Annotated in this window: 15 protein-coding genes; 11 read left to right on the forward strand and 4 right to left on the reverse strand. The window is 75.1% G+C overall.

Translation table 11 applies throughout. The annotated features are described in order from the left end of the window. Nucleotides 1–4 precede the first annotated feature (4 nt). Nucleotides 5–904, forward strand: coding sequence for a LysR family transcriptional regulator (locus ABZX11_RS14550; protein WP_354913183.1), 900 nt, complete (start codon nucleotides 5–7; stop codon nucleotides 902–904). Here ABZX11_RS14550 and ABZX11_RS14555 read toward each other — a convergent pair. Beyond that, complete coding sequence (locus tag ABZX11_RS14555; protein ID WP_176171520.1) at nucleotides 901–2,070, reverse strand: MFS transporter; 1,170 nt, start codon at nucleotides 2,068–2,070, stop codon at nucleotides 901–903. The two genes, ABZX11_RS14550 and ABZX11_RS14555, sit on opposite strands and share 4 nt — an antisense overlap. A gap of 79 nt (nucleotides 2,071–2,149) precedes the next feature. On the opposite strand from ABZX11_RS14555, the gene ABZX11_RS14560 reads away from it, so the two are divergent. From ABZX11_RS14560 to ABZX11_RS14570, 3 genes are all read left to right on the forward strand, one after another. Continuing rightward, complete coding sequence (locus ABZX11_RS14560) at nucleotides 2,150–2,698, forward strand: ABATE domain-containing protein (protein ID WP_176171519.1); 549 nt, start codon at nucleotides 2,150–2,152, stop codon at nucleotides 2,696–2,698. 236 nt (nucleotides 2,699–2,934) lie between these two features. Then, the gene (locus ABZX11_RS14565; RefSeq protein ID WP_354913186.1) at nucleotides 2,935–3,495 is read left to right on the forward strand and encodes a phosphoribosyltransferase family protein; all 561 of its coding nucleotides are present in this window, start codon (nucleotides 2,935–2,937) and stop codon (nucleotides 3,493–3,495) included. A gap of 41 nt (nucleotides 3,496–3,536) precedes the next feature. After that, nucleotides 3,537–4,430: a LysR family transcriptional regulator ArgP gene (locus ABZX11_RS14570; protein ID WP_354913188.1), complete on the forward strand. Its 894-nt coding sequence runs from the start codon at nucleotides 3,537–3,539 to the stop codon at nucleotides 4,428–4,430. 4 nt (nucleotides 4,431–4,434) lie between these two features. On the opposite strand, the gene ABZX11_RS14575 is transcribed toward ABZX11_RS14570, so the two are convergent. Both ABZX11_RS14575 and ABZX11_RS14580 read right to left on the reverse strand, forming a co-directional pair. Further along, complete coding sequence (locus ABZX11_RS14575) at nucleotides 4,435–6,756, reverse strand: LuxR family transcriptional regulator (RefSeq protein ID WP_176171517.1); 2,322 nt, start codon at nucleotides 6,754–6,756, stop codon at nucleotides 4,435–4,437. A gap of 146 nt (nucleotides 6,757–6,902) precedes the next feature. Beyond that, on the reverse strand, nucleotides 6,903–9,059 hold the full coding sequence (locus ABZX11_RS14580; protein ID WP_354913190.1) for a non-ribosomal peptide synthetase: 2,157 nt from the start codon (nucleotides 9,057–9,059) through the stop codon (nucleotides 6,903–6,905). A 201-nt stretch (nucleotides 9,060–9,260) separates the two neighbouring features. Here ABZX11_RS14580 and ABZX11_RS14585 point away from each other — a divergent pair, with 201 nt between their 5' ends. Continuing rightward, nucleotides 9,261–12,611 (forward strand): amino acid adenylation domain-containing protein, encoded by a 3,351-nt coding sequence (locus ABZX11_RS14585; protein WP_354913192.1) that lies wholly within the window; start codon nucleotides 9,261–9,263, stop codon nucleotides 12,609–12,611. After that, nucleotides 12,611–15,625 carry an amino acid adenylation domain-containing protein gene (locus ABZX11_RS14590; protein WP_354913194.1) on the forward strand — a complete coding sequence of 1,005 codons (3,015 nt, stop codon included), beginning with the start codon at nucleotides 12,611–12,613 and terminating at the stop codon, nucleotides 15,623–15,625. Before ABZX11_RS14585 ends, ABZX11_RS14590 begins: the two co-directional genes overlap by 1 nt. Before the next feature lie 42 nt (nucleotides 15,626–15,667). Here the strand turns inward: ABZX11_RS14590 and ABZX11_RS14595 are convergent, their stop codons facing one another. Beyond that, nucleotides 15,668–16,798 (reverse strand): glycine amidinotransferase, encoded by a 1,131-nt coding sequence (locus ABZX11_RS14595; RefSeq protein ID WP_354913196.1) that lies wholly within the window; start codon nucleotides 16,796–16,798, stop codon nucleotides 15,668–15,670. A gap of 107 nt (nucleotides 16,799–16,905) precedes the next feature. Between ABZX11_RS14595 and ABZX11_RS14600 the strand changes: the two genes are divergently transcribed. The 5 genes from ABZX11_RS14600 (at nucleotide 16,906) to ABZX11_RS14620 (ending at nucleotide 25,936) form a co-directional block, all read left to right on the forward strand. After that, a complete protein-coding gene (locus ABZX11_RS14600) occupies nucleotides 16,906–17,646 on the forward strand; it encodes a hypothetical protein (RefSeq protein ID WP_354913198.1) in 741 nt (246 codons plus the stop codon). Nucleotides 17,647–18,095: 449 nt separating this feature from the next. After that, nucleotides 18,096–19,352, forward strand: a complete 1,257-nt coding sequence (locus ABZX11_RS14605) for a cytochrome P450 (protein WP_176171512.1) — start codon at nucleotides 18,096–18,098, stop codon at nucleotides 19,350–19,352. Further along, nucleotides 19,349–24,379 (forward strand): amino acid adenylation domain-containing protein, encoded by a 5,031-nt coding sequence (locus ABZX11_RS14610; protein WP_354913200.1) that lies wholly within the window; start codon nucleotides 19,349–19,351, stop codon nucleotides 24,377–24,379. Before ABZX11_RS14605 ends, ABZX11_RS14610 begins: the two co-directional genes overlap by 4 nt. After that, nucleotides 24,357–24,569 carry an MbtH family NRPS accessory protein gene (locus ABZX11_RS14615; RefSeq protein WP_176171511.1) on the forward strand — a complete coding sequence of 71 codons (213 nt, stop codon included), beginning with the start codon at nucleotides 24,357–24,359 and terminating at the stop codon, nucleotides 24,567–24,569. The genes ABZX11_RS14610 and ABZX11_RS14615 overlap by 23 nt, the downstream gene beginning before the upstream one ends. Then, nucleotides 24,566–25,936 (forward strand): hypothetical protein, encoded by a 1,371-nt coding sequence (locus tag ABZX11_RS14620; RefSeq protein WP_354913202.1) that lies wholly within the window; start codon nucleotides 24,566–24,568, stop codon nucleotides 25,934–25,936. The genes ABZX11_RS14615 and ABZX11_RS14620 overlap by 4 nt, the downstream gene beginning before the upstream one ends. Nucleotides 25,937–25,938: the final 2 nt, after the last annotated feature.

Below are 25,938 nucleotides of genomic sequence, written 5' to 3' on the forward strand. Positions count from 1 at the left end.
GACAATGTCCGGGGTGGACACCCGCCGCCTCCGGTTCCTGCTCGAGCTGTCCCGCCACGGCTCGATGCGCGCGGTGGCGGACGTGCTCGGGACCACGACGTCTTCGGTCTCGCAGCAGATCGCCGTGCTGGCGCGGGAAACCGGCGTGCCCCTCCTGGAGCCGGACGGCCGCCGGGTCCGGCTCACCCCCGCGGGCCGGCGCCTGGCCGAGCACGCCGTGACGATCCTCGCGGCGGTGGAGGCCGCCCGGGCCGACCTCGATCCGGACGCGGAGCCGGCCGGCACCGTGCGCGTCGCGGGCTTCGCGACGGCGGTGCGGCGTTCGGTGCTCCCCGCGGCGGCCGCGCTCGCCGCGCACCACCCGCGGGTCCGGTTGCGGATCAGCGAGTACGAGCCGGCGGAGGCGATCGAGGCCCTGCTGGCCGACGACGTCGACCTGGCGTTGACCTACGACTACGACCTCGCCCCGGCGCGGGTGGACCCGGCGCTCGCGGTGCGTCCCTTGTGGACGGCCGGGTGGGGCTTGGCCGTCCCGGCCCCGGACGCGGGCCGGGTCCGTGGCGAGGGAACGGTGGCGGTCTTCGAGGCGTTCCGGGACCACGGGTGGATCGTGAACTCGCGCAACACGGCCGACGAGGACGTGGTCCGCCGGCTGGCGGCGAAGGCGGGGTTCACGCCGGACGTGACGCACCGGGCCGACAGCCTGGAGCTGGTCGAGGACCTGATCGCGACCGGGCCGGCACCGGCGGTCGGGTTGCTGCCGTCGGGGCGGGTGACCCGGGACGGGGTGGCGCTGCTGCCGTTGGCGGGGCCGGACGTGCGGCAGCGGGCGTTCGCGTGCACGCGGCGGGGGCGGGAGGTCTGGCCGCCGCTGGCTTTGGTGCTGGGGTTGCTGGCGCGTTAGACGCGGGTGCGCGTCATCCCGGCCAGGCCGAGCAGCGGGAGCACCCCCGCGAACACGACGACGGCCGTCCAGCCGCCGAGGTGGTAGGCGATCGAGCCGGCCTGGGACCCGATGGCGCCGCCGATGAAGAACGTGCCCAGGTACATGCTGTTCACGCGGGCGCGCGCCGACGGGTCGAGCTGGTAGATCACGTGCTGCCCGGTCACCAGCGTCGCCTGGACCGCCGTGTCGATCGCGATCGCCGCGATCGCCAGCAGCACCACGCTGTGCGCGCCGAACCCGGCCAGCGCGAACGCCGCCGCGCAGACGACGAACGCCGCCGCGGTCAGCCGGCGGCCGTGGCCGTGGTCCGACCACCGCCCGGCCAGCGGGGCCACCGCCGCACCCGCGGCGCCCGCCAGTGCGAACAGGCCCACGCCCAGCTGGGAGTAGTTGAACGGCGGGGCCGTCAGGACGAACGCGATCGTCGTCCAGAACGCGCTGAACGCACCGAACATCGCCGCCTGGTACAGGGCCCGGTGCCGCAACGCCGGGTGCTTGCGGGCCATCGCGAACGTCGAGCGGAGCAGCTCGCCGTAGGGGACGTCGGTCTTCGGCGCGCGCGGCGGCAGGATGAAGCGCAGCACGACGGCGAGCACCGCCATCGCCCCGGCCGAGATCAGGAACACCACCCGCCAGCTCGTCACCTCGGCGAGCAGGCTGGCGACGACGCGCGAGAGCAGGATGCCGAACAGCAGGCCGCTGACCACGCGCCCGACGATCCGGCCGCGGATCGCGTCGGGGGACAGGTCCGCGGCGAACGGGATCAGGATCTGCACGACGACCGACGCCGCCCCGACGGCCAGCGAAGCCAGCAGCAGCACGGCGAAGCCCGGCGCGATCCCGGTGACGACCAGCCCGGCGCAGGCGACCGCGAGCAGCGTCGCGACCAGGCCGCGGTTCTCCAGCCGGTCGCCGAGCGGGACGAGCAGCAGCATCCCGGCGGCGTACCCGAGCTGGGTGGCGGTGACCACCCCGCCGGCGGCGGCTTCGCCGACGCCGAACGCCTGCCGCAGCTCGGCGAGCAGCGGCTGGGCGTAGTACAGGTTGGCGACCGTCAGTCCACAGGAGACGGCCAGCAGCAGCACGAGCCAGCCGGGCGGGGCCTTCTGTTCGGTCTCGGTCATCTGCGCCCCCAGGATTGGAACCGGTTTGATCGGTTCCCGACGGTACCAGTCAAACCGGTTCCGGCGTACTGTGACCCGTATGACGGAGAGATTCCGCGCGGGGGCGGGCCGCCCGTGCCTCGACTTCATCCGGACGCTCCGGTACCGGGGGACACCGTCGGAGACCGAAGAGCTGCCGGACGCGCCGGCGTGGGGCGCGTGGATCGACCGGTTCGGCCCGTTCGCCACGCCGGTCCGCCCGGAGTCGGCGGCGGAAGCCCGCGCGGTCCGCGAGGCGATCCACGAGCTGCTGACGACCTCGGTGCGCCCGGCGACACGGCAGCGGCTGAACCGGACGGCGGCCCTGCCGGTGCCGTCGCCCGCGCTGACGCCGTCGGGCGAACTGCGCTGGCAGGCCGAGGATCCCGCGTCGGCGATGCTGGCGCTGCTGGCCCGGGACGCGCTGGAGCTGGTGACGTCCCCGGAGTTCGCGCGGGTCCGGCGCTGCGAGGGAACCCGGTGCGGCGCGTTGTTCCTGGACACGTCCCGCCCGGGGACGCGGCGGTGGTGCTCGATGGGGGTGTGCGGCAACCAGGCGAAGAAGTCGACTTATCGAGCCAAGGCTGCTCCGGTGCGAACGCCTGGGTGAGCGGGGCCGCTCGGGATGAGTGCGGACACGCGGCTGGAGGAGCCGGCGTTCTCGGCACCGGCGGGAGACCTTCGCGGGCCGCCCGACGGTGCGGGCGTGGCTGTACCGGATCGCCGCCGACGCCTGCCTCGACCTGCCGGCCCGCTGCCGCCAGGAGCCCGCGGCCGGCGGGGACGTGCCGTGCGCCGACGGTAATCCGATTGCCCCCGGCCCGGCCGCGCGGCGATCATCGGCGGGTGTCTGCAGATGTGCGGCTGGAAGAGGTGAAGTCCGGGCTTCGCCGCGCCTTCGCCTGGCGCGGGGACCGCTCGGACGAATACCGCTACGCCGACATCACCGGCTGGTGGCGCCGGCCCGAGCTGCTGGCCGGCCTCGGGCCCGCGCTGGCGGAGCTGTTCGCCGAGCGGCCGCCGACGGTCGTGCTGGGGCCGGAGTCCAGCGGCTGCCTGCTGGGGCCGCTGGTCGCGCTGCACTTCGGCGTCGGGTTCGTGGAGGTGACCAAGAACCGGGGGACGTCCGTCGACAGCGACGCCTGGCTGCGGCGCACGTCGCCGCCCGACTACCAGGACCGGCACCTGAACTTCGGCTTCCGCAGGCACCTGCTCGGCGGCGGCGACCGCGTGCTGTTCGTCGACGACTGGATCGAAACCGGGGGACAGGCGCACAGTGCCTGGCTGCTCACCGGCGATGCCGGGGCCACCTGGCTCGGCGCCGCGACCGTGGTGGACGCGTTGCACGGCAACCAGGTGCGGCGGCGGCTGAACGTGCGGTCGCTGCTGCACGTCCGAGAGCTCTGAACAGGGCTGCTCATGATTTCGCCGTAACATCAGGTTGCGTGATGACCGATCTCCCGCTGGACCAGGTCCGGACGTTGCTCGCCGTCGTCGACGCGGGGACTTTCGACGCGGCCGCGGCAATCCTGCACGTGACGCCGTCCGCGGTGAGCCAGCGGGTGAAGGCCCTCGAACAGCGGACCGGGAGCGTGCTGGTGACCCGCACGAAACCCGTGCGGGTGACGGAGTCCGGGCAGATCGTCGTCCGGTTCGCGCGGCGGCTCGCCGCGCTGGAGCGGGACGCGCGGGCCGAGCTGGGGATGAGCGGCGAGCCCGTGCGGGTGCCGATCGCCGTCAACGCCGACTCGCTGTCCACCTGGTTCCTGCCCGCGCTCGCCGGGATCGCCGCCGAACCGCCGATCTGTTTCGAACTGCACCGGGAAGACCAGGAGCACACGACGACGTTGCTGCGCGAAGGCCGGGTGATGGCGGCGGTGACGTCCTCGGCCGCGCCGGTGCAGGGCTGCTCGGTGCGGCCGCTCGGTGCCCTCCGCTACCTGCCGCTCGCCCGGCCCGAGTTCGTGGCGCGGTGGTTCACGGGTGCGCTGCGCGACGACCTGGCGACCGCACCCGTGGTGCTGTTCGACGACCACGACGACCTGCAGGACGCGTTCGTGCGGCTTTTGGGCGGCGCCGGGGCGAGCCCGTTGCGGCACTACGTCCCGGCTTCGGAGATGGTCGTGGCCGCGGTGGAGGCGGGGCTGGGGTGGGGCATGGTGCCGGAAGTGCAGGCGGCGCCCGGGTTGCGGGCGGGGAGGCTGGTACCGCTCGCGGCGGACCGGCCGGTGGACGTGCCGCTTTACTGGCAGCAGTGGAAACTGGACCTGCCTGCACTGTCCACAGTGGCCGATGCGGTGGCGGCTACGGCGTTGTCGGCGTTGCGCCGCGGGGGTTCTTGACGGGTCAGGCGGGCATCAGCCGTTCGGAGCCGACATGGGCCGACGGGTCCGTCGGGTGGGCGAACGCCGGGATCGGGGGACCCCCGGGTGTGGAGACCGAGCGGCCCACGATGGTCGCGAGCTGGGCCCGCGAGCACAGCGCGAGCTTCTTGAAGATCCGCGCCAGGTAGGTCTCCACCGTCTTGTGGCTCAACCCCAATGTCCGCGCGATCTGCTGGTTCGTCCGGCCGTCGCTGACCAACCGGGAGATCTCGCGCTCGCGGCCGCTCAGCTGGGCCAGCTCCGACGGCAGGTCCGCCGTTCCGCCCTCCGGCTCCTCGCGCGGCGGGCCCGGCACGTCCGCGGGCGGGCCGTCCGGCTCCGGGTTGCGGTCGGTGTCGAGGTGGTCGAGCAGGGTGGTGAGGCTTTCGAGGACGTACCGGTGCCCGTACCGGGTGGCGATCGCGAGGGCGCGGCGCAGGTGGTGGCCGGCCTGGTCGTCTCGGGTCAGCGCGTGCTCGGCCCGGGCCAGCCAGTACAGCGGGGCGACGTCCGGGGCCAGGTCCGCGTCGGCCGCGTTGGCCATCAACGTCCTTGCCTTCAGCAGCTGGTCCTCGGCCGCCCGGCCGGTCGGGTCGGTGAGCGTCGCCATGGCCAGCAGCAACGCTCGCGGTCCCGCGTCGGCGAGGGGGTCCAGGTGGTCGGCCAGCTGGGCGAGGCCCGGGATGCCCTTCACGGACGAGAGGATCGACAGGTCGGGGACCGCCGTGGGGCGGCTGCCGACCGTGGTGGCGAGGAGCTCCGCGACCAGCCGGGCCTGCGTTCGGTGGTCGCCGGGGTCGGCGATGCGCAGCCCGATGCGGAGCAGGTCGCCCGCGGCCTCGCGGTTGCCCTCCAGGTGCAGGGCCCGCCCCGCCCACAACGCCGTCTCCGGGCAGTGGGCCACCTGGTCGAACAAGGCGCGGGCGTCGGCCGTGCAGCCGGTGACCACGAGCGCGATCGCCAGCAGCGGCACGTGGTCCGCGCACACCGGGCCGCGCGGGTCCAGCGCGCGGCGCAGCCAGGCGGCGGCGTCCGCCGGTCTCGTCCAGCGGACTTCGCGGGCGGCGTCGACCAGGATCCCGGCCGCGTCGTTCTCCTCGGCCAGCGCGCAGTGGGCCAGGTGGAACGCGATTTCCGGGGCGGGGGCCTCCCGCTCGCGCAGGGCCGCGGCCGCCCGGGCGTGCGCGCCGAGCCGCCAGGCCGCACCGGCGGCCCGGTGCGCGGTCGCGCGCAGCAGCGCGTTGCGGAACCGGAACGTCCCGGTGGCCGCGTCCACCCGCAGGATGTCCTGCGCGACGAGCTCGTCGACGGCGGCCCTGGTCGGGACTTCGCCGCCTTCCGCCACCGCCGCCAGCAGCCCGGTGTCGAACGACTCGCGCAACAGGGCCGCGGCGTGCGCGACGGTCCAGGTGAACGGGGTCAGCGTGCGGAACTCGCGCAGCGGCGACACCGGGAGCGCGGATCCGGCGGAGGAGTCCTCCGCCGCCAAGGCGCGCAGCACGCCCGGGTTGCCGTCCGCGGCGTCGATCAGGGCCCGGCGGCGGTCGGCGGGCAGGCCCGGCGGCAGCAGCGGGCCGAGGTGGTCGTCGGGCAGCGCGGGCAGCTCGATGTGCGCGACGCCGTCGACACCCTCCTCGAGCAGCGCCAGCAGGTCGCCCGGGGTCTGGCGGGGGCGCAGCGCGGTCACCAGCAGGACCGGCGCGTCCGGCGGGCGCCGGATCAGGTGGGTGAACAGGTCGACCGACGCGGGGTCCGCCCACTGCAGGTCGTCGACCACCAGCAGCAGCGGGCCGCCCGCGCTGAGCCGTTCGAGCAGCGCGCGCACCGCGTGGAAGAGGTGCCGCAGCTCCGACGGCTCGGTCGGGACGGCCGCGTCGGGCGAGTACTGGGCCAGCGCCGGGTAGATGCCGGCCAGCCAGGAGACGTGGTACTTCGGGAAGCCGTCGAGCAGCGCCGGGTGCCGGGTGGTCAGCAGGTCGTCGAGGGCGTCGGAGAAAACGCCGAAGGGCAGTGCTCCCGGCAGCGGGCCCGCCGCGCCGCAGGCGACCGCCCAGCCGCGGGCCTTCGCGTGGCCCGCCAGCGCGGCCAGCAGCCCGGACTTCCCGCTCCACGGCTCACCGCTGATCCGCACCGCGCGGACGCCGGGCTCGGCGCCGTCCACGATGCCGGTGAGCCGGGCGAGCTCCGCCTCGCGGCCCCGCGCGTCCTGCCACCACGGGGCGGCGGAACGGGGACGGGGGACTTGCGGAGCCGGCCCGGGTGAAGCCGGCTCGGGCACGTCGTTGTACCCGTGAATCGATGGCATACCTTGATCCCCCAGGATGTCGGTGTCCTCCCGATCGATGCGTCCTGATGGCCCACGACCGCCATCCACTTGTACCACAGATGTCGTACGGGTGTCGTGGATCCAGCCCCCTCGTCCACTGTGGACTACCAACTTTGGTAGTGGTGTCACGACAGCGGGGCCTCGAAGCTTTCGCGCAGCGGACGCAGCTCCTCCAGCTCGGCCAGTTCGGCGATCGTCGGGCTGAGGTAGAACGTGCGCGCGGGCAGCTCCACACCGAAGTCCTGCTGCAACTGACCGAGCAGGTCGGCCGCGACCAGCGAATGCCCGCCCAGCTCGAAGAAGTCGTCGTCGACGCCGACGCTGTCCACCATGAGCACCTTCGCCCACAGGGCGCAGAGGAACCGCTCGAGCCCGTTCTCCGGCGTGCCGTTCGCTTCGGGCACGACCGGATCGCCGGCCGCGGCGGGCAGCGCGGCCCGGTCGAGCTTTCCGTTGGGGGTCAACGGGAACGCATCGAGGGTGACGATCCGGGCGGGCACCAGGAACTCCGGGACCCGCTCGCGCAGCCAGTCGCGCAGCGCCGGCCCGGAGACGCCGTCGCCGGACGGCACGACGTAGGCGGCGAGCCGGGTGCTCCCGGCCGCCCCCGGTTCCGGCAGCGCCACGGCGGCGGTCACCGCGGGGTGCGTGCCGAGCACGGCGGCGACCTCGGCCGGTTCGACCCGGTAGCCGTTGATCTTGACCTGGTCGTCGGCCCGGCCGAGGAAGTCCAGCGAGCCGTCCGGCCGCCAGCGCGCCAGGTCCCCGGTGCGGTACTGGCGTCCCCCGCCGCCGGCCGGCGTGAACACGGCCGCGGTGGCCGCGGGACGGCCGAGGTAGCCGAGGGCGAGGCCGTCGCCGAGCGCGTGCAGCTCGCCCACCACCCCCGGCGGCACCGGTCTGCCGAGCCGGTCGAGCACCCGGACCCGGGTGCCCCGGATCGGCCTGCCGATCGGCAGCGGGCCGGCCCCCGGCGGTTCCTCGAAGGTGGCGCAGGCGGTGAAGGTGGTGTTCTCGGTGGGGCCGTAGCCGTTGGTGAACACCAGGCCCGGGTGGGCGGTCAGCAGCCGTCGCACGGCGTCGGCGGCGATGACGTCGCCGCCCGCGATCAGGTGGCGCACCCCGGCCAGCCGGTCGAGGTGGTGGTCGGCCAGCTGGTGGAAGAGCCCGGCGGTCAGCCAGAGGACGCTGACCCGCTCGGCCGCCACGACGGCGGCGAGCTCGGCCGGGTCGACCCGGCCGGGCGGCAGCAGCACGAGCCGGGCCCCGGTGGTCAGCGGCGCCCAGATCTCCAGCGTGGACGCGTCGAAGGCGACCGGGGCGGCCTGGAGGAAGACGTCGTCGGCGCGCGCGTGCAGCCAGTCCGGTTCGTGCACGAGCCGGGCCACTGCCCGGTGCGGCACGCAGACGCCCTTGGGGGCGCCGGTGGACCCGGAGGTGTAGCTGACGTAGGCGAGCGAGCCGGGGGACAGGCCGCGAGGCAGTGACGCGGACGCGGCCGGTGCCGCGTCGAACGGGATCGCCGTGCGGCCGCCCGGCACCGGCCCGGACGGCTCCGGGGCGGTCAGCACGACCCGGACGCCGGCGTCGTCGAGCAGGCCGGCGAGCCGGGCTTCCGGCCAGTCCGGGGCCAGCGCCAGGTACGCGCCGCCCGCCTTCAGCACGGCCAGCAGCGCGGCGATCAGCCCGGCCGACCGGTCGCCGAGCACGCCGACCACCTCGCCGGGCCGCACGCCCGCCTCGGCCAGCCGGCCGGCCAGCGCCTCGGCGCGCTCGGCCAGCCACCGGTAGGAGAGCGTGGTGCCGCCGTCGGTCAGCGCCGGGGCGTCCGGGGTCCGCCGGGCCTGCGCGTCGACCAGGTCGTGCACGAGCCGGGCGGGCGCGGCCGGCGCCCCGCTCTCGAACGTGGCGACCAGGGCCCGGTCGGCGTCCGAGGCGAGGTCGAGCTCGGACACCCGGAGTCCCGGGGTGTGCGATGCGCAAGCGAGTGCGCGGTCGACCTGGCCGGCGACCCGCGCGAGTTCGCCGTCGCCGTGCAGGGAGACCCGGCCGTCGGCGACCGCCAGCCGGATGCCACCGACGGCGTACTGCGGGCCGGTCAGGGTGGCGACCCGGGCGGTGAGGGTGGCGAACGCCGGGTCGGCGGCCAGGTCCAGCTCGACGGGGACGTCGCCGGTCACGGCGATCGTGTCGCTGTGCGTGCGCCGGGCGGTGACCGCCACGAGTGCGGCCAGCACCTCCTGGGGCGCTGCCGTCCCCCCGACGCTGACTCCTTCGAGCATGATCGCCGATCCTCCAGACGTCGCGGGGTGGGGCCGCCCGCGACCCGAGCGTGTCGGGGCCGTCATCCGGCTGCCAGTCAGGGAACTCCCTGATGTGCCCCGGCCGGCGGCGGAGGGATCCCCGACTTTCCCGCGCCGGTGCGGGCGGGAAGCCTCGGGGCGGAGGGGCGGGTGCGCCGAAACGGACTGGGGAGACGCCGGATGACCGACGAGCAGCTGTCCGACGCCGACCGGCTGAACCGGGCGGTCAGCGAGCTGTCCGAGGAGCGCCGGGCCCTGCTGCTCAGCCGGCTCGGCGCCCGCCGGGCCGAGCGGACGAGCACGGGGGAGATCCCCCGCCGGCCACCCGGCACCGACCGGCTGCCCTGCTCGCCGGGCCAGGAACGGCTCTTCTACCTGCACCAGCTCGACCCGGGCTCGGTGACCTACCTGCTGCCGATCCGCCTGCGGCTGCGCGGCACGCCCGACCCCGCGGCCCTGCGGGTGGCGCTGGCCGGCCTGGTGGCGCGGCACGAGCCGCTGCGCACCGGGTTCGAGGTCGGCGACGACCACGTCCCCGGCCAGGTGGTGCACCCGGCCGCCGCGGTGCCGCTCACCGAGGGCGCGGGCACCGCCGCAGAGGTCGACGCCGAGGTGTTGCGGCTGACCGGCGAACCGTTCGACCTGGCCGGGCCGCCGCTGCTGCGGGCCGGGCTGTGGCGGGTCACCGACCGGCCGGAGGAGTGGGTGCTCGCGCTGTGCGTCCACCACGCCGTCATCGACGGCTGGTCGCTCGGCGTGCTGGTCGAGGAGCTGGCCGAGCTGTACGGCGCCGCCGTGGCCGTGCGGCCGCCGGACCTGCCCGAGCTGCCCGTCCAGTACGGCGACTACGCGCTCTGGCTGCGGGACCGCCCGGCCGACGCCGTCGCCCGCGACCTGGACTTCTGGCGGCAGGCGCTCGACGGCGCGCCACCGCTGGACCTGGCAGGCGACCGGCCCCGCCCGGTCCGGCCGACCTTCGGGGGCGCCTCGGTCCCGGTCCGGATCGAGCCCGCGGTGGCCGCGGCACTGGGCGCGCACGCCCGCGCGGCGGAAGCGACCCCGTTCATGGTGCTGCTGGCCGCGTTCAGCGTCGTGCTGCAGCGCTGGTCCGGGCAACCGGACCTGGTGGTGGGCACCCCGGTGGCCGGGCGGTCGCGCCCGGAGCTGGAACGGCTCGTCGGGTTCTTCGTCAACACGCTGGCGCTGCGGGTCGACCTGACCGGCGCCGGTTCGTTCCGCGAGCTGGTGGCCCGGGTCCGCACGGTCTGCCTGGCCGCCTTCCGGCACCAGGACGTGCCGTTCGAGCAGGTCGTGCGCGAGGCCGGGGTGACCCGCCACGGCGGACGGCCGGACCTGCCGCGGGTGCTGTTCGCGCTGCGCAACGTCCCGCTGGCCGCGCCCCGGCTGAGCGGCCTGGACGTGGTCAACGAGGAACTGCCCCGCGTGGGGTCCGACCTCGACCTCAGCCTCGAACTCGCCCCGGACGACGACGGCGGCTGCTCGGGCTGGCTGGTCTACGCGACCGACCTGTTCGACGCCGGCACCGCCACCCGGATCGCCGTCGCGCTGCGGACGGTGCTCGCCGCGGTCGCCGAAGACCCCGGGCTCGCCCTCACCGCCATCCCGGTCCTCACCCCGCAGGAACGGGACCGGGTGCTGACCGGGGCGAGCGGCGCGGCCGTGCCCGCGGTGGCGCCCACGTCGATGCACGCGCTGGTGGAGGCGCAGGCCGACCGGACGCCGGACGCCGTCGCGGTGCTCGGTGGCGAGCCCCTGACCTACCGCGAGCTGGACGAGCGGGCGAACGGGCTCGCGGCCGCCCTCGTCGCGCGCGGGGTGCGCCAGGAGGACCGGGTCGGCGTCGCCCTGCACCGGGGCCCCGGCCTGCTCGTGGCCCTGCTCGGCGTGCTCAAGGCGGGCGCGGTCCACCTGCCCCTCGACCCCGACCAGCCGGCCGAGCGGCTCGACCTGATCCTGCGCGACGCCGAGCCGTCCGTCGTGGTGACTTCGCCCGAGCTCGCCGGGGGGCCCGCCGCGGCGGGCCGCACCACTGTGCTCGTGACCGAGACCGCCGGCCGGGCCGCGCGGCCCGGCGTGCCCGTCGACCCGGCGAACGCCGCCTGCCTGCTCTACACGTCCGGCTCCACCGGCACGCCGAAGGGTGCGCTGCTGACCCACCACGGCGTGGCCAACCGGATGGTGCAGATGGTCACCGGCCACCGGTTCGGGCCCGGCGACGTCGTCCTGCAGAAGACGCCGATCGGCTCCGACCCGTCGCTGTGGGAGATGCTCGTGCCGCTGTGCGCGGGCGGCCGGGTCGTCTTCGCCGAACCCGGGCGGCACACCGACGCCGGCCACCTGCTCGAGCTCATCCGCGAACACCGGGTCACCGCGTGCGACTTCGTGCCGTCGATGCTGGTGACGGCGCTGGCCGAACCCCGCTTCGCCGAGTCCGCGGCGACGCTGCGGCTCGTCGTCTGCGGCGGCGAGGAACTGCCCGCGCCGGCCGCGGAGCGGTTCCTGGAGCTGGTTCCCGGCGCCGTGCTGACGAACTACTACGGCCCCACCGAGGTCTGCTTCGACGCCACCGCGGCCGAGGTGACCCGCCCGGTGCCGACGCCGGTGCCGATCGGCCGCCCGCTCGCGGGCGTCGAGGCGTACGTGCTCGACGCGGACTTCGCGGTGACACCGGACGGGGTGCCCGGGGAGCTGTTCCTCGGCGGCGTGCAGCTCACGCGCGGCTACCTCGACCGGCCGGGCCACACCGCGGAAACCCTGGTGCCGCACCCCTTCCGCGCCGGCGACCGGCTGTACCGCACCGGCGACCGGGTCCGCCGCCGCGCCGACGGCGAGCTGGACTTCCTCGGCCGGCTCGACAGCCAGGTCAAGATCCGCGGCTACCGCGTCGAGCCGGGAGAGATCGAGAGCGCGCTGCGCACGCACGCGGCTGTCGAGCACGTCGCGGTGCGGGTCTTCACGGGCGAGGCCGGCCCCCGGCTGGCGGGCTTCTTCACGGTGCCCGAGGGGGCGACGCCGCCGGACACCGCCGAGCTGCGCCGCCACCTGGCCGGCCGGCTGCCGGCACCGATGATCCCGGCCGCGTTCGCCGTCCTCGACGAGCTCCCGCTGCTGCCCAACGGCAAGGTCGACCGGAACGCGCTGCCCGAGCCGGGGCAGCCCGCCGAGGCGTCCGTGCCGCCGGAGACGGCCCTGCAGAAGGTGCTCTGCCGCATCTGGGAGCAGGTGCTCGACGCGAAGGACATCGGCGTGCACGACGACTTCTTCGTGCTGGGCGGGCATTCCCTGCTGGCCACCCAGGTCGTCTCGCAGGTGCGCGAGGTGTTCCGGACCGACTTCCCGCTGCACTTCTTCGTCGAAACGCCGACGGTGGCGGCGTTCGCCGCGCTGCTGCGCGAGCGCGGGGTGGCCGCGGGGGTCGACGTCGACAAGGTGGCGGGCATCGTGCTGCGGATCCAGGCGATGTCGGCCGCCGAAGTCGGCGACCACCTCGGAGCGGAAGCGAGGCCGTGATGACTGCGGTGTCCGAGCAGGCGATCGAGGGCGCGCCGGCCATTCCCCGCTGGGCGACCGGGCTGACCGGGATCGCCGAGCACCGGTTCCCGCTGCCGGAGGGCGCCGGGGACAGCGTGTTGTTCGCCGCACACGCGGTGGTACTGGGCGCGCTGACCGGCGAGCCGGTGGTGACGGCCGTCCACAACGGCCGCGCGCGGGCGGTCGATCTCGGGCACCGCACCTGGCGTGAGCTGATCGCCCACGTGGAAGACGCGCCGGCGGTTCCGGCCCGCTGCGACACCGTGGTCGGGGACGGCGAGCTGGGCGCGGACGCGATCGTCCACATCGGACTCGACCGGGACGTGCTCGTCGTGCGGTGCCGCCGGGAGTGGGTCGACGACGCCTACGCCGCCCGGATCGCCGACTACCACCGCACCGCCCTGCGCCTGGCCGCGGCCGACCCGGACGCCGCGCACGCGGGCCGGTGCCTGCTCGGCGAAGCCGAACTGCGGCACCAGCTCACCGCGTTCAGCGGGGCGCCTCGCGACCTGCCCGACCGCCGGGTGCACCAGCTCGTCGCGGACACCGCGGCCGCCCGGCCGGACGACATCGCCGTCGTCGCCGGGCTCGACCGGCTCACCTACCGGGAGCTCGACGAGCGCGCCAACCAGGTCGCGCACGCCCTGCTGGCCGACGGGCTGGCCGCGGAGGACGTCGTCGCCGTCGTCGGCGAACGCGCCATCCCGTGGCTGGTCGCCGTGCTGGGCGTGCTCAAGGCAGGCGGCTGCTACCTCCCGGTGGAACCGCACTTCCCCCTCGAGCGGATCGCCGCCATGGTCACCCGGTCGGGGTGCCGGCGCGCGCTCACCGACGACGTCGGTGCCGCCGTGGTCGACCGGCTCACCCCGGGCATCGAGACGCGCGGGATCGACGAGGTCCTGCGGGCCGGCCACCCGGCCACCGACCCGGGGACGCCGGTGATCGCCGGGCAGCTCGCCTACATCTACTTCACCTCCGGCTCCACCGGCGAACCCAAGGGCGTCATGTGCGAGCACGAGGGGATGCTCAACCACGTGCTGGCCAAGATCGACGACATGGGCGTGCGGGGCGGCACGGTGGTGGCGCAGACCGCGCCGCAGTGCTTCGACATCTCCCTGTGGCAGCTGCTCGCCCCGCTGCTGGCCGGCGGCACCGTGGTCATCGTGTCGCAGCAGGCGCTGCTCGACGTCGAGCAGTTCGTGGCCGAGCTGGACCGCAGCCGGGTCGAGGTCGCCCAGCTCGTCCCGTCGTACCTGGAGGTGCTGCTGGGCCACCTCGAGCGCCGTCCGCGGGCGCTGCCCGCCCTGCGGTGCGTGTCCGCGACCGGCGAGGCGCTCAAGGCCGCGCTCGTCCGCCGCTGGTTCACCGTGCTCCCGGACGTGCTGCTGGTCAACGCCTACGGGCTCACCGAGACCTGCGACGACACCAACCACGAGGTGATGGACCGGGCGCCGGAGGGGGCGCGCGTGTCGCTGGGCCGGGCGATCCCGGGCGTGGGTGTGCACGTCGTCGACGGCAACCTGATGCCCGTCCCGCTCGGCGCGACCGGCGAGATCGTGTTCTCCGGCCGGTGCCTGGCGCGCGGTTACGTCAACGACCCGATCCGCACCGCGCCTGCCTTCACCGCGAGTCCCTTCCAAGCGGGGCAACGGCTTTACCGCTCGGGGGACTTCGGCCGGTGGACGCCCGACGGGCGGCTGGAGTTCTCCGGACGGCGGGACACCCAGGTCAAGATCCGCGGGTTCCGCGTCGAGATCGCCGAGATCGAAGACCGGCTGCTGCGCCTGCCCGGCGTGCGGGAGGCGACGGTGATCGTGGCCGGCGCCGCCGAGACGGCCCGGCTGGTGGCCTGCTACTCCGCGCCGCCGTCGCTGGCGCCGGGTCCGCTGGTGGAGGCGCTCGCGCGGGTGCTGCCCGACTACATGGTGCCGCGCGACTGGTACTGGCTCGACGTGCTTCCGCTGACCGGCAACGGAAAGGTGGACCGCAAGGAGCTGGCCCGGATCACCGGCGGCCTGCACCGGGCGATGGCCGAGGACGAGCGGCCCCGCGACGGTGCCGAGCGCCGGCTCGCCGCCGCGTGGGCCACCGTGCTGGGCGTCGCGCCCGACCGCGTCGGCCGCACCGACGACTTCTTCGCCTCCGGCGGTTCGTCGCTTTCGGCGCTGCAGCTGGTGATCGAGCTGGACCGGGCGATCTCGCTCGGCGACGTCACCGCGCACCCGGTGCTCGCCGACCTGGCCGCGGTCCTCGACACCGGCGTGCCCGAGGCCCGGCCGGTGCTGCACCGGCTGACCCCGCCGGCGGGCCGGACCCTGGTGTGCTTCCCGTACGCGGGCGGCAATGCGGTGACGTACGTGCCACTGGCCGGCGAGCTCGCCGCGGCGGGCTGGGCCGTGTACGGCGTGGAACCGCCGGGCCGGGACGGCGGCTCGGCCCCCGTGCCGGTGGCCGAGCTGGCCGAGCTGGTCGCCGGCGAACTGCCTCCGGGGCCGGTGACGGTGTGGGGGCACTCGATGGGCGTGGCCGCGGCACTGGCCACCGCGCGGCTGCTGCGCTCCCGCGGTCACGACGTCCGGCGGGTCTACCTCGGCGCCCAGGTGCCGGGGGACAGCGATGCCCGGCGGGCGCAGGCCGCGGCCGTGGCGGCACTGCCGGACGAGGAGGTCGTCACGGCGCTCGTCGGAAGCGGACGCCGGGAGCTGGCCGAGGTCGCCGGGGAGCACCGGAGGCAGCTGGCGGCGGCGTACCGGCACGACGTGGCGGCGGCGTGCGGGTACCTCGCGGAGGCGCTCGACGCGGGCGAGCGGCTCGACGTGCCGGTGACGGTGGTGCTCGCGGCGGACGACGACCCGGACGAGGTGCCCGGCGATCCGGGGGACTGGAGCCGGCTGGCCCGGGACGTGCGGGTGGTGGAGCTGCCCGACGGCGGCCACTACTTCGCCGCTTCGCGGCCGGCGAGCGTGGCCAGGCTGATCGCCGAGCAGGATTGAGGCCGGGGAGCGGACTTCCGGAAGCCGGAAGCCCACCCGGTCTCACACGTTCTGGTTGGGGAAGTAGTCCTCGCACCCGCCGTCGCGGCGGATGTCCCAGGTCGCGCAGTGCAGCGAACCGCCGTACTCGTACACGTGCCGGAACGGGATCGGCAGCACCTCGAAACCCAGGCTCGACAACAGGTCCTGCAGCGGCTTCTCCTGCTCCTCCACGATGATCTTCGACGGCGAGATGCTCAGCACGTTGATCGAGACCCACTTGGACGACTGGCAGTACCGGGGCATTTCGTCGTTGCTCGTGAGCGGCTGGGGCGCGGTCACGAACTCCCAGTCGTTGGCCAGGAACAGCTTCTCCTCGCCGCTGCTGATCGGGCGCTCGGGGTTGGTGAGCACCAGGCCCGCGCGCAGCGGGATGAACGTCGCGTCGATGTGGGACGGGAAGTAGTCCAGTGGGAAGTGCACCGGGTGCACGCGGAAGCCCCGCGGCTCCAGGTGCCGGGTCAGCCACCGGATGCCGGCGCGGTTGGTGGTCATCGACTCCTGGACGAAGACGTCCTTGCCCATCCGCGCCATGTCCGCGGCGTCGAAGACGACCTCGTCCTGCGTCACGCAGAACTCGAAGTTGTGCATCTCCTCGTGCCGCTTCGACAGCGGCCACGTCCAGAAGTCCTGGCGGTACATCTCGTCGGCCATGGACGGCTTCGGCGCCACCGACCAGGTCATCTGCGGGTCCTCGTCCCAGTACTCGTAGACGAGGCTCCGGTAGGCCTCGTACTCGAAGTACCGCGACCGCCGCGACATCGTCGCTTCGAGGACCTCGTTGCCCAGGGTGATCATCACGTCCCGCGGGCAGACCGCGCAGTACTGGTTCTCCACCTCGAACGTGGGCGTCTTGAGCGGGATCGAGTAGTCCCGCGGCGACGGGCGGCGCACCTTGACGCCCTGGGATTCGAGCAGTGAGACGAGCCCGGCGAGCTCCTCTTCGGCCTTTTCGTTCAGCTCACGGGGTTTGGGGCCGGTGGGGAACGGGCGTGGCTCGGACAGCCCGCGCTCCTGGGGCCGGTGCCCCGGCTCGGTCGGCTCGAAGCAGGCGTTCTCCGCGGTGCCCACGACGACCTCCTGGAGAGTGTCCCACTCGTTCCAGGAGTTGACGATTCTGGTGTCAGTCCGCATCGGCTCGTCACATCTCTCTGTAGGACGGTTGCTCGTCCCCATTCCACCGCCTCCGCCGGTGGCGGCCACAGTCCGGAGAACCCCGCACCGGGCGGGGTGTGCGGGGAATGTCGGACTTCGCGGGACCCGCTCCGCCGGGCACAGTGGACGGCGTGCCGCTCACCATCGACGCCCGCTTCAACGGCCCGGACGACAGCGCCAACGGCGGCTACGCGTGCGGGCTGTTCGCCAGTGCGTGCGCGGAGCCGGTGGCGGTGACCCTGCACGCCCCGCCGCGGCTCGGCGTGCCGTTGCGGACCGAGCCCGGCGGCCGCCGGACCCACCTGTGGGACGGCGGCGCGCTCGTCGCCACGGCCGCGCCGACCCGCCACCGGGTCGTGCCGCCCGCGCCGGTGCCGGTTTCCGTGGCCCGCGCGGCGGTCCCGGGCTACCGCGGCCGCCGCGGACACCCGTACCCGCACTGCTTCGCCTGCGGACCCGACCGCGAATCCGGGGACGGCCTGCGGCTCTCGCCCGGGCCGGTGCCGGACCGGGTCGACACGGTGGCCTGCCCGTGGGTGCCGGACGCGGGACTGTCGGCCGCGGACGGCCGGGTGCGCGCGGAGTTCGTCTGGGCCGCGCTGGACTGCCCGTCCGGCTGGACGGCGGACCTCGTCGCCGCGCCGAAGGTGCTCGGCTGGATGCGGGCGGAGGTGCTCCGGCGGCCGGTCGCCGGGGAGGTGTGCGTGGTGGTGGCTGCCCTGGACAGCTTCGGTGGCGGGGGGCTCGCGGCCGGCTCGGCGCTGTACGACGAGTCGGGGGTGTTGCTCGCGCAGGCCACGACCCGGTGGTACGCCCCGGCGGGGTGACGCCCGCGCCCCCGAGCAGGCCGCGGGGGCACGCCTGGCGGCCCGGTGGATGGGTGCGCGGTGGCTGGGGACGGTCGTGGGTGTGAGGGGCGGCTTCGGCGGGCGAAGGCTTCGGCGGGCCTGCCGAGCTCGGTGGCCGCGGGTGGCCGCGGCGCGAAGGGCGGCTGCGGGTGGTTGCGGTGTGAGGGGCGGCTTCGGCGGGTCTGCCGGGCTCGGTGGCTGCGGCTGGTCGCGGCACGAAGGGCGGCTGCGGTGTGCGGGGTGGCTTCGAGCTCGCGGCCGGAAACCCGGCCGCTGTACTCGGCCTTCCCGGCTCCTCGGCGGCCTTCCCCTACACCGGCGCCGGGAGCGTCCGGGGTTTTCCGGACTCATCCCGGCCCCCGGGAGCGCGGTTCGATGGTCCGGGCGGCCCGCGACTGCGTGCTGTCGACGAACGGGGAGAGCGCGCCATGCGAATTCCGACTTCGGTCGACGCGATCGGGGACAACACCATCGACCTCGACGCCGTCGACCTCGTGGACCCTCGGACGTACTCCGAGGGCGACCCGCACCCGATCTGGGCCGAGATGCGCCGGCGGGAGCCGGTGCGGTGGCACCCCGTCGGCAGCGATCTCGGGTTCTGGTCGGTGACCACCTACGAGCACGGCTCCTGGGTGCTGCGGGACCACGAGACCTTCACCTCGCAGCGCGGCACCCTGCTCAACCTGCTGGGCAAGGACGACCCCGCGGGCGGGCAGCAGATGGCCGCCACCGATCCGCCGAAGCACACCCGGATGCGGGAGCCGCTGCAGCGGGCGCTGACCATCAAGTCGGTGGAACGCTCCGGCGACCAGATCCGGGCCCAGGTGCGCCGGCTGCTCGACCCGGCCAAGTCGGGGGAGCCGTTCGACCTCGCGCAGGCCGTCACCCGGCTGCCGATGGCGGTCACCGGGATGCTGATGGGCCTGCCGGAGCAGGACTGGCCGCGGCTGACGCAGCTGACCCTGATGTCGATCGCGCCGGACGACCCCGAGTTCAACGAAGGCGCCGACACCCAGGCCACGCTGCAGCGCGCGCACCGGGAACTGTTCGCCTACTTCGCCGAAATCGTGCGGGCGCGGCAGAAGAACCCGGGCGGCGACGACCTGATCAGCCTGCTGCTGACCATCGACGTCGACGGCCGCACGATGGGCCTCGGCGAGGTGCTGGCCAACTGCTACAGCCTGCTGCTCGGCGCGAACGTCACCACCCCGTACGTGCCGACGGCCGCGCTCGACGCCGTCATCGGCACCCCCCTGCTCCACGAGGTCCTGGAAAGCGCGAACACCAACACGATCCTGACCACCGTGGAGGAATCGCTGCGCTGGGCTTCGCCGGCCAACCACTTCATGCGGCACGCCGTGCGCGACGTCGACCTCGGTGACCGCAAGGTGCGCTCCGGTGACGCCGTCGTCGTCTGGCTCGGCTCGGCCAACCGGGACGAGACCGCGTTCGAGGACCCGTTCACCTTCAACCCGCGGCGCAAGCCCAACCGGCACATCGCCTTCGGCGTCGGCGGGCACTACTGCGTCGGGCACACCGTCGCCCGGGTGACGCTGCGCGCGCTGTTCGACGAGATCGTCAGCACCTTCGCCGACCTCGACCGCGCGGGGGAGGTCGAGCACCTGTCGTCGAACTTCGTCGCGGGCATCAAGCACATGCCGGTGGTCGCGAAGGTGCGCGGATGAACCGAGGGACCCTGGCCGGTCTCCTGCGCGGCCGGGCCGAGGACACCCCGTCCCGCACGGCGTTCGAGTTCCCCGGCGAGCGGCTGGTGGTCGATTACCGCGACCTGGACCGGCGTGCGCGGTTCGTGGCCGCCGCGCTGCGCGAGCGCGGCCTGGCCGGCGAGCGCGTGGTGCTGCTCTTCCCGCCCGGGATCGACTACGTGGCCGGGTTCTTCGGCTGCCTGTACGCCGGGGTCGTCGCGGTTCCGGTGTACCTGCCGACCGGCGTGCGCGGGACGGCGCGGATGCTCGACGTCGCCGCGAACGCCGGCGCCCGTGCCCTGCTGTCGACGACGGCCACGCGCGATGCGCTGGCCCCCTCGATGTCCACAATGGAGGGACCGGAGTGGCTGCCGGTCGACGACACCGGCGAGGACACGGCGTTCGACGGACCCGGTCCCGGCCAGGACGACCTGGCCTTCCTGCAGTACACGTCCGGCTCCACCGGCACGCCGAAGGGCGTGCGCGTGCGGCACGCGAACCTGATGGCGAACCTGGCCGAGATCGGCCGGCTGCTCGGCGCCGGTGCCGACGGCCGCGCGGTCAGCTGGCTGCCGCCGTACCACGACATGGGGCTGATCGGCGGCATCCTGCAGCCGGTGCACGGCGGCTTCCCGTGCAGCCTGCTCTCGCCGGCGGCGTTCCTGCGCGCGCCGGTGCGCTGGCTGGCCGAGATCAGCCGCAGCCGCGCGACGTTCACCGCCGCGCCCGACTTCGGCTACCGGGAGTGCGTCCGGCGCATCCCCGAGGCCGAGCGCGCGGACCTGGACCTGTCGTCGCTGCGGCACGCGCTGGTGGGTGCCGAGCCGGTCCGCCGCGCGACGCTCGACGAGTTCACCCGCGCCTTCGCCGGGGCCGGTTTCCGGCGGACGGCCTTCCACCCGTGCTACGGCCTCGCCGAGGCGACGCTGCTGGTGACCGGCGGGCTGCGGCCGGCCGGGCCGGCGGTGGCCGAGGTGGGCCGCGCGGAGCTGGCCGAGGGCCGGGTGCGGCTCGACCCGCCGGCCGGGCACCCGTCGGTGGCCCTGACCGGCTGCGGTGCCGCGACGGGCGACGACGTGGTCGTCGTCGACGCGGAAGCCGGGGCGGTCGGGGAGATCTGCGTCAGCGGGCCGAGCGTCACCGACGGCTACCACGGGCGGCCGGCGCCCCGGTTCGGAGCCGAGCTGCCGGGCCACCCGGGGCGGCGGTTCCTGCGCACCGGCGACCTCGGGTTCACGCTGGACGGGCAGCTCTACGTGACCGGCCGCCTGACGGACCTGATGGTGCTGCGCGGCCGCAACCACCACCCGGAGGACGTCGAGCAGACGGCGGAGGCGGCCCACCCGGCGCTGCGGCCGGGCCGGTCGGCGGCGTTCTCGGTGGACGACGGCGACGACGAGTACCTGGTCCTGGTGCACGAGGTGCCGGCCGGGACGAGCGCGGAGACGGCGGAGGCGGTGCGCTCGGCGGTCCGGGCGGCGATCGCGACCGAGCACGGGGTGACACCGCGGGAAGTCGTATTGGTGCGCCAGGGCGCGATCGCCCGGACGACCAGCGGCAAGGTCCGGCGGGCCGAGACCAGGGGGAAGTGGCTCGAGGGCGCGCTGACGCCGGTGGCCGGCGCTTCCGCCGTCCCGGCCGCCGAGGCGGACGACCGGCTGGCCGCGGTCGTGGGCAGGGTGCTCGGCCTGGACCGGGTCCCCGCCGGCGAGCCGCTCGTCGGCCTCGGCCTGGACTCCCTGCGGGCGGTCCGGCTCGCCGAAGGGGTCGCCGACGCCTTCGGGGCCGAACTCCCCGTGCCGCGCCTGCTCGACGGGCTCACCCTGACCGGGCTGCGCGACCTCCTCGCGGAAGCCCCCGGACCGCAACCGGCCACAGTGGACACCACCGCGCCGACGCGGGCGCAGGAAGCCCTCTGGCTGCTGGACTCCCTGGGCGCCGGCCCGGCGTACCACGTGCACGGTGGCGTGCGGCTGACCGGGCCCGTCGACCCCGGACGGCTGGCCCGGTGCCTGGACGACCTCCTCGCCCGCCACCCCGGCCTGCGCACCACCTTCGCGCCCGACGCCGACGGCACCCTCACCGCGACCGTGCGCCCGCCCGGCCCGTTTCCCCTGCGGCAGGGGGAAACCGGCGACTTCGCCACCGCCCCGTTCGACCTCGCCGAAGGGCCGCTGGTGCGGGCCGTGCTGGTCCGGCGCCCCGGCGACTGGTACCTCGGCATCGCCGCGCACCACATCGCCGTCGACGGGTGGTCGCTCGGCGTCCTCCTCCGTGAGCTCGGCGACGCCTACCGCGGCACCCCGCTGCCGGCGGCGAAGCCGGTCCCGCCGCCGCACCGGGACGACGACGGCTTCTGGCGCACGGCCCTCGACGGCGCCCGCCCGCTGGACCTCCCGCTCGACGCCCCGGCCCGGCCCACCTGGCGCGGCCGCTCCTTCGGCTTCGGCCTGGACGCGGCATCCACCGAGCGCTTGGTCGAGTACGGCGCCGCGCGGCGGGCGACGCCGTTCATGGTGCTGCTGGCCGCGCTCGGTGTCGTCGCGGCCCGCTGGTCGGGCCAGGACGACTTCGTGCTCGGCGCCCCGGCCGCCAACCGGGACCACCGCAACGCCGACGCGGTCGGGCTGTTCGTCACCGTCGTCCCGCTGCGCCTGGACACCTCCGGCGCGCCCGCGTTCGGCGAGCTGCTGGACCGGGTGCGGGCCCGCTGCCTCGCCGCCCAGCGGCACCAGGCGGTGCCGCTCGACGAGATCGTCCGGCTGCTCGACCCCGACCGCTCCGACGGGCGCGCCCCGCTCGTGCGGGCCGTCCTGGCGCTGCAGAACGTGCCGCTGCAGCCGTGGCAGGCCGGGGACGTGCGGGCCGAGGCGGTCGAACTGCCCGCCCCCGGCGCGCAGTTCGAGCTGTCGGTCCACCTCACCCAGCAGGCCGACGGCAGCCTGGCCGGGCACTTCACCTACGCCGCCGACCTGCTGTCCGGCGACACCGCCCGCCGGTTCGCCGACGCGTTCCGCCACGTCCTGCGCAGCGTCGCCGACCTCGACGACGTCCCCGTCGCCGACGTCCCGCTGTTCGACGCGGCCGAGCGCGCCCGGATCACCGGCCACCTCAGCGGCGCCGGCACCGACCCCGCACCGCCGGGACTGCTGCACGAGCTGTTCGAACGGCAGGCCGACCGCGATCCCCGCGCGACGGCGGTGCTCGGCGACCGGACGCTCGGCTACGGCGAACTGGACGCCGAAGCCAACCGCCTCGCCCGGCTGCTGCGCGAGCGCGGTGCCGGCCCGGAGCGGGTGGTCGCCGTGTGCCTGCCCCGCTCGGCCGACCTGGTCGTGGCGCTGCTCGCGGTGCTCAAGGCGGGGAGCTGCTACGTCCCGCTCGACCCGGCCAACCCCACCGCCCGGCTGACCGCGCAGCTGCGGGACGTCCGGCCGGTCGTGGTGGTGACCGACGACGACCTCGCCCCGCGGTTCCCGGGGCACGCCACGGTCCGCGTCGCCGACGCGGCCGGGTTCCCGGCGCACCGGCCGGAAGCGACGGCGACGCCCGGCAACCTCGTCTACGCCATCCACACCTCCGGCACCACCGGCACACCCAAGGCCGTGGCGAACGAGCACGCCGGGCTGGTCAACCGGATCCGCTGGATGCAGGCCGAGTACCGGCTCACCGCCGGGGAACGGGTGCTGCACAAGACACCCATCGGCTTCGACGTGGCGGGCTGGGAGCTGTTCTGGCCGCTGTCGGCGGGCGCGACCGTGGTGCTGGCCCGCCCGGACGGCCACCGCGACGCCGCCTACCTCGCCGGCCTGATCCGCGAGACCGGCGTGAGCACCTGCCACTTCGTGCCGTCGATGCTGCGGGCGTTCGTCGAGGAGCCCTCGGTCGCCGGCTGCGCGGGCGTGCTGCGCCGGGTCGTGTGCAGCGGGGAAGAGCTGGCGCCGTCGACGGTCACCCGCCTCCGGGCGCTGGTGCCGGACGTGGCCGTGCACAACCTGTACGGGCCGACGGAAGCGGCCATCGACGTCACCGCCGTCGAAATCACCCCGGACCACGAGACGCGGCCGCGGCTGCCGATCGGCCGCCCGATCACCGGGGCCCGCCTGTACGTGCTCGACCCGCGGGGCGCCCCGGCACCGGTCGGGGTGCCCGGCGAGCTGGTCATCGGCGGGGTGCAGGTGGCCCGCGGCTACCTCGGCCGCGCCGCGCTCACCGCCGAGCGGTTCGTGCCCGACCCGTTCGCACCCGGCCGGCGGCTCTACCGCACCGGGGACCGGGCCCGCTGGACCCCGGACGGGCTGCTGGAGTTCCTCGGGCGGCTCGACCAGCAGGTCAAGATCCGCGGCGTCCGGATCGAACCGGCCGAGGTGGAGGCCGCGCTCGCCGGCCACCCCGGGGTCACCGCCGTCGCGGTCGACGCCCGGCCGGGCCCGGACGGGGAACCGCGGCTGGCCGGCTACCTCGTCGGCGTCGACGACGTGCCCGACAGCGCCCTGCGGTCGTTCCTCGCCGAGCTGCTGCCGCCGGCGGCGGTGCCCTCGGCGTTCGTCCGGCTGCCCGCGCTGCCGACCGGGCGCACCGGCAAGCTCGACCGCGCCGCGCTGCCCGAGCCCACGGTCGTCCAGCCGGGTGGCACTGCCCCGCGTGACCCGGTGGAGCAGGTGCTCGCGGACATCTGGGCCGAGGTGCTCGGCCTGCCGGAGGTGTCGGTGACGAGCGGGTTCTTCGAGCTGGGCGGGCACTCGCTGCTGGCCACCCGGATCGTGGCCCGCATCCGCCGCGAGTTCGGCGTCGAGCTGTCCGCCGCCGACCTGCTCGGCGGCGGCGCCACCGTCGCCGGCCTGGCCGCGGCCGTGCGGGCCGCCCGGCTGGAGCAGGCCGACCCGGACGAGCTGCGGCGGGCACTGGACGAGCTGGCCGACCTGACCGACGACGAGGTCGCCGCGCTGCTCGCGGACGACCCGACGACACCGAGGAGGACCGATGACAGCCGCGGAAACCGATGAGCAGACCTACCTGGTCGTGCTCAACGACGAGCTGCAGTACTCGATCTGGCGGGCGGACGCCGACGTGCCCGCCGGGTGGCGGGCGGAGGGCACCTCGGGCACGAAGGAAGCCTGCCTCGCCCACATCGACCGGGTGTGGACCGACATGCGGCCGCTGAGCCTGCGGCAGCGGATGGACGCCTCCTCGTGACCGGCACGCCGAAGGAGCGCCTCGGCGGCGTCATCGACGCCATGCGGGCCCGCTGGACCGGCCGTGACGTCGTCATGGCCGTCAACCACTTCAACGGCGGCATGAAGGCGCTCGCCGAAGAGCTGCGCCTGTCCGGCGCCCGGCTGCGGGCCGTGGTGATCAACACCGTGCCGCGGCCGGACGACCCGCCGGCCGAGCACGTGTTCAGCTGCGCCGAGCACGGCCTGGAGATGTCGCACCGGCAGTACGAGGCGTGGCTGGCGACCAAGCCGCCGGAGATCGTCGACTGGCTCGACGGCCTCGACCCCGGCCGCGAGTGGGAGGTGCTCGGCACCACCTACGGCGAGTTCGCCGAGCTGGGCGGCCGTCCGGCCTACGGGCACTGGCGGCCGCAGTGGGCCGGCTGGGAGGACAAGACCCGCATCGACCGGCTGTGGCAGCGGGTCGGCATCCCGGCCCCGCCGCACGCGATCGTCGACGTCGACGACCCCGGCCTGGCCGCCACCGCCGTGTCACTGGACCGCGGCCACGGCGTGATGATCGCCATCGACACCACCCTGGACGTGCTGGGCAGCTCCCAGGGCCTGCGCTGGGTGCGGTCCCGCGCCGAGCTGGGCCGGGCGGTCGAAGCCCTGCGGGTGCGCACCGAACGGGTTCGGCTCGCGACCTTCGTGCCCGGCGTCCCGTGCAGCCTGATGGGCATGGTCTTCGACGACGGCGTGGCCGTCTTCGACCCGATCGAGGTGATCACCCTGCACCGGCCGAGCACCGGGCAGCTGGTGTACGGCGGCTGCTCGACGGCCTGGCGCCCGGCGGCCGCCCGCACGGAGACGTTGCGCGGCTACGCCCGCCGCGTCGGGGAGGAGCTGTCGGCGTCGCTGGGCTACACCGGGGTGTTCAGTGTGGACGGTCTGTCCGGCGAGGACGGCTTCGTGGCCACCGAGCTGAACCCGCGGCACGTGTCGGGTATCGGCGTCCGGCCGGGCTGGCCGGAGTTCCCGACCCGGCTGCTCAACCGCGCCGTCCAGGACCACCGCCCCGAGGCGGCCGGGGTCCGGTGGCAGGACGTCGAGCAGGTGTACCGGGAGGTCGTCCGCGAGACACCGTCGGCGTCGCTGTGGATCGAAGTGCCGGGGACGGACCTCGGGCCGGAGGAGCGGACCACGACGGTTCCGGTCGACGGCTCGCCGGTGGCGTGCACCTACCGCCCGCAGTGTGGCGGGGTGTGGATCCTCGGCGCGTCGGGTTCGCCGGTCCCGCACGACGGCGCGCTGGGGCCGGTGACCGCGGCGCTGGCGGAGCAGCTCGGGGTGCCGGACCTGCGGTCCTTCGGGGAGATCACGGCTCGTTCGACGTTGGCCGGCTGAGG

Source organism: Amycolatopsis sp. NPDC004169 (genome assembly GCF_040610315.1).
Classification (GTDB): Bacteria; Actinomycetota; Actinomycetes; order Mycobacteriales; family Pseudonocardiaceae; genus Amycolatopsis.

Coding starts and splice junctions, on each gene's coding strand:
- ABZX11_RS14550 (WP_354913183.1), top strand. CDS start 5: ATGTCCGGGGTGGACACCCGCCGCCTCCGGTTCCTGCTCGAGCTGTCC.
- ABZX11_RS14555 (WP_176171520.1), bottom strand. CDS start 2,070: ATGACCGAGACCGAACAGAAGGCCCCGCCCGGCTGGCTCGTGCTGCTG.
- ABZX11_RS14560 (WP_176171519.1), top strand. CDS start 2,150: ATGACGGAGAGATTCCGCGCGGGGGCGGGCCGCCCGTGCCTCGACTTC.
- ABZX11_RS14570 (WP_354913188.1), top strand. CDS start 3,537: ATGACCGATCTCCCGCTGGACCAGGTCCGGACGTTGCTCGCCGTCGTC.
- ABZX11_RS14575 (WP_176171517.1), bottom strand. CDS start 6,756: ATGCCATCGATTCACGGGTACAACGACGTGCCCGAGCCGGCTTCACCC.
- ABZX11_RS14580 (WP_354913190.1), bottom strand. CDS start 9,059: ATGCTCGAAGGAGTCAGCGTCGGGGGGACGGCAGCGCCCCAGGAGGTG.
- ABZX11_RS14585 (WP_354913192.1), top strand. CDS start 9,261: ATGACCGACGAGCAGCTGTCCGACGCCGACCGGCTGAACCGGGCGGTC.
- ABZX11_RS14590 (WP_354913194.1), top strand. CDS start 12,611: ATGACTGCGGTGTCCGAGCAGGCGATCGAGGGCGCGCCGGCCATTCCC.
- ABZX11_RS14595 (WP_354913196.1), bottom strand. CDS start 16,798: ATGCGGACTGACACCAGAATCGTCAACTCCTGGAACGAGTGGGACACT.
- ABZX11_RS14600 (WP_354913198.1), top strand. CDS start 16,906: ATGTCGGACTTCGCGGGACCCGCTCCGCCGGGCACAGTGGACGGCGTG.
- ABZX11_RS14605 (WP_176171512.1), top strand. CDS start 18,096: ATGCGAATTCCGACTTCGGTCGACGCGATCGGGGACAACACCATCGAC.
- ABZX11_RS14610 (WP_354913200.1), top strand. CDS start 19,349: ATGAACCGAGGGACCCTGGCCGGTCTCCTGCGCGGCCGGGCCGAGGAC.
- ABZX11_RS14615 (WP_176171511.1), top strand. CDS start 24,357: ATGACAGCCGCGGAAACCGATGAGCAGACCTACCTGGTCGTGCTCAAC.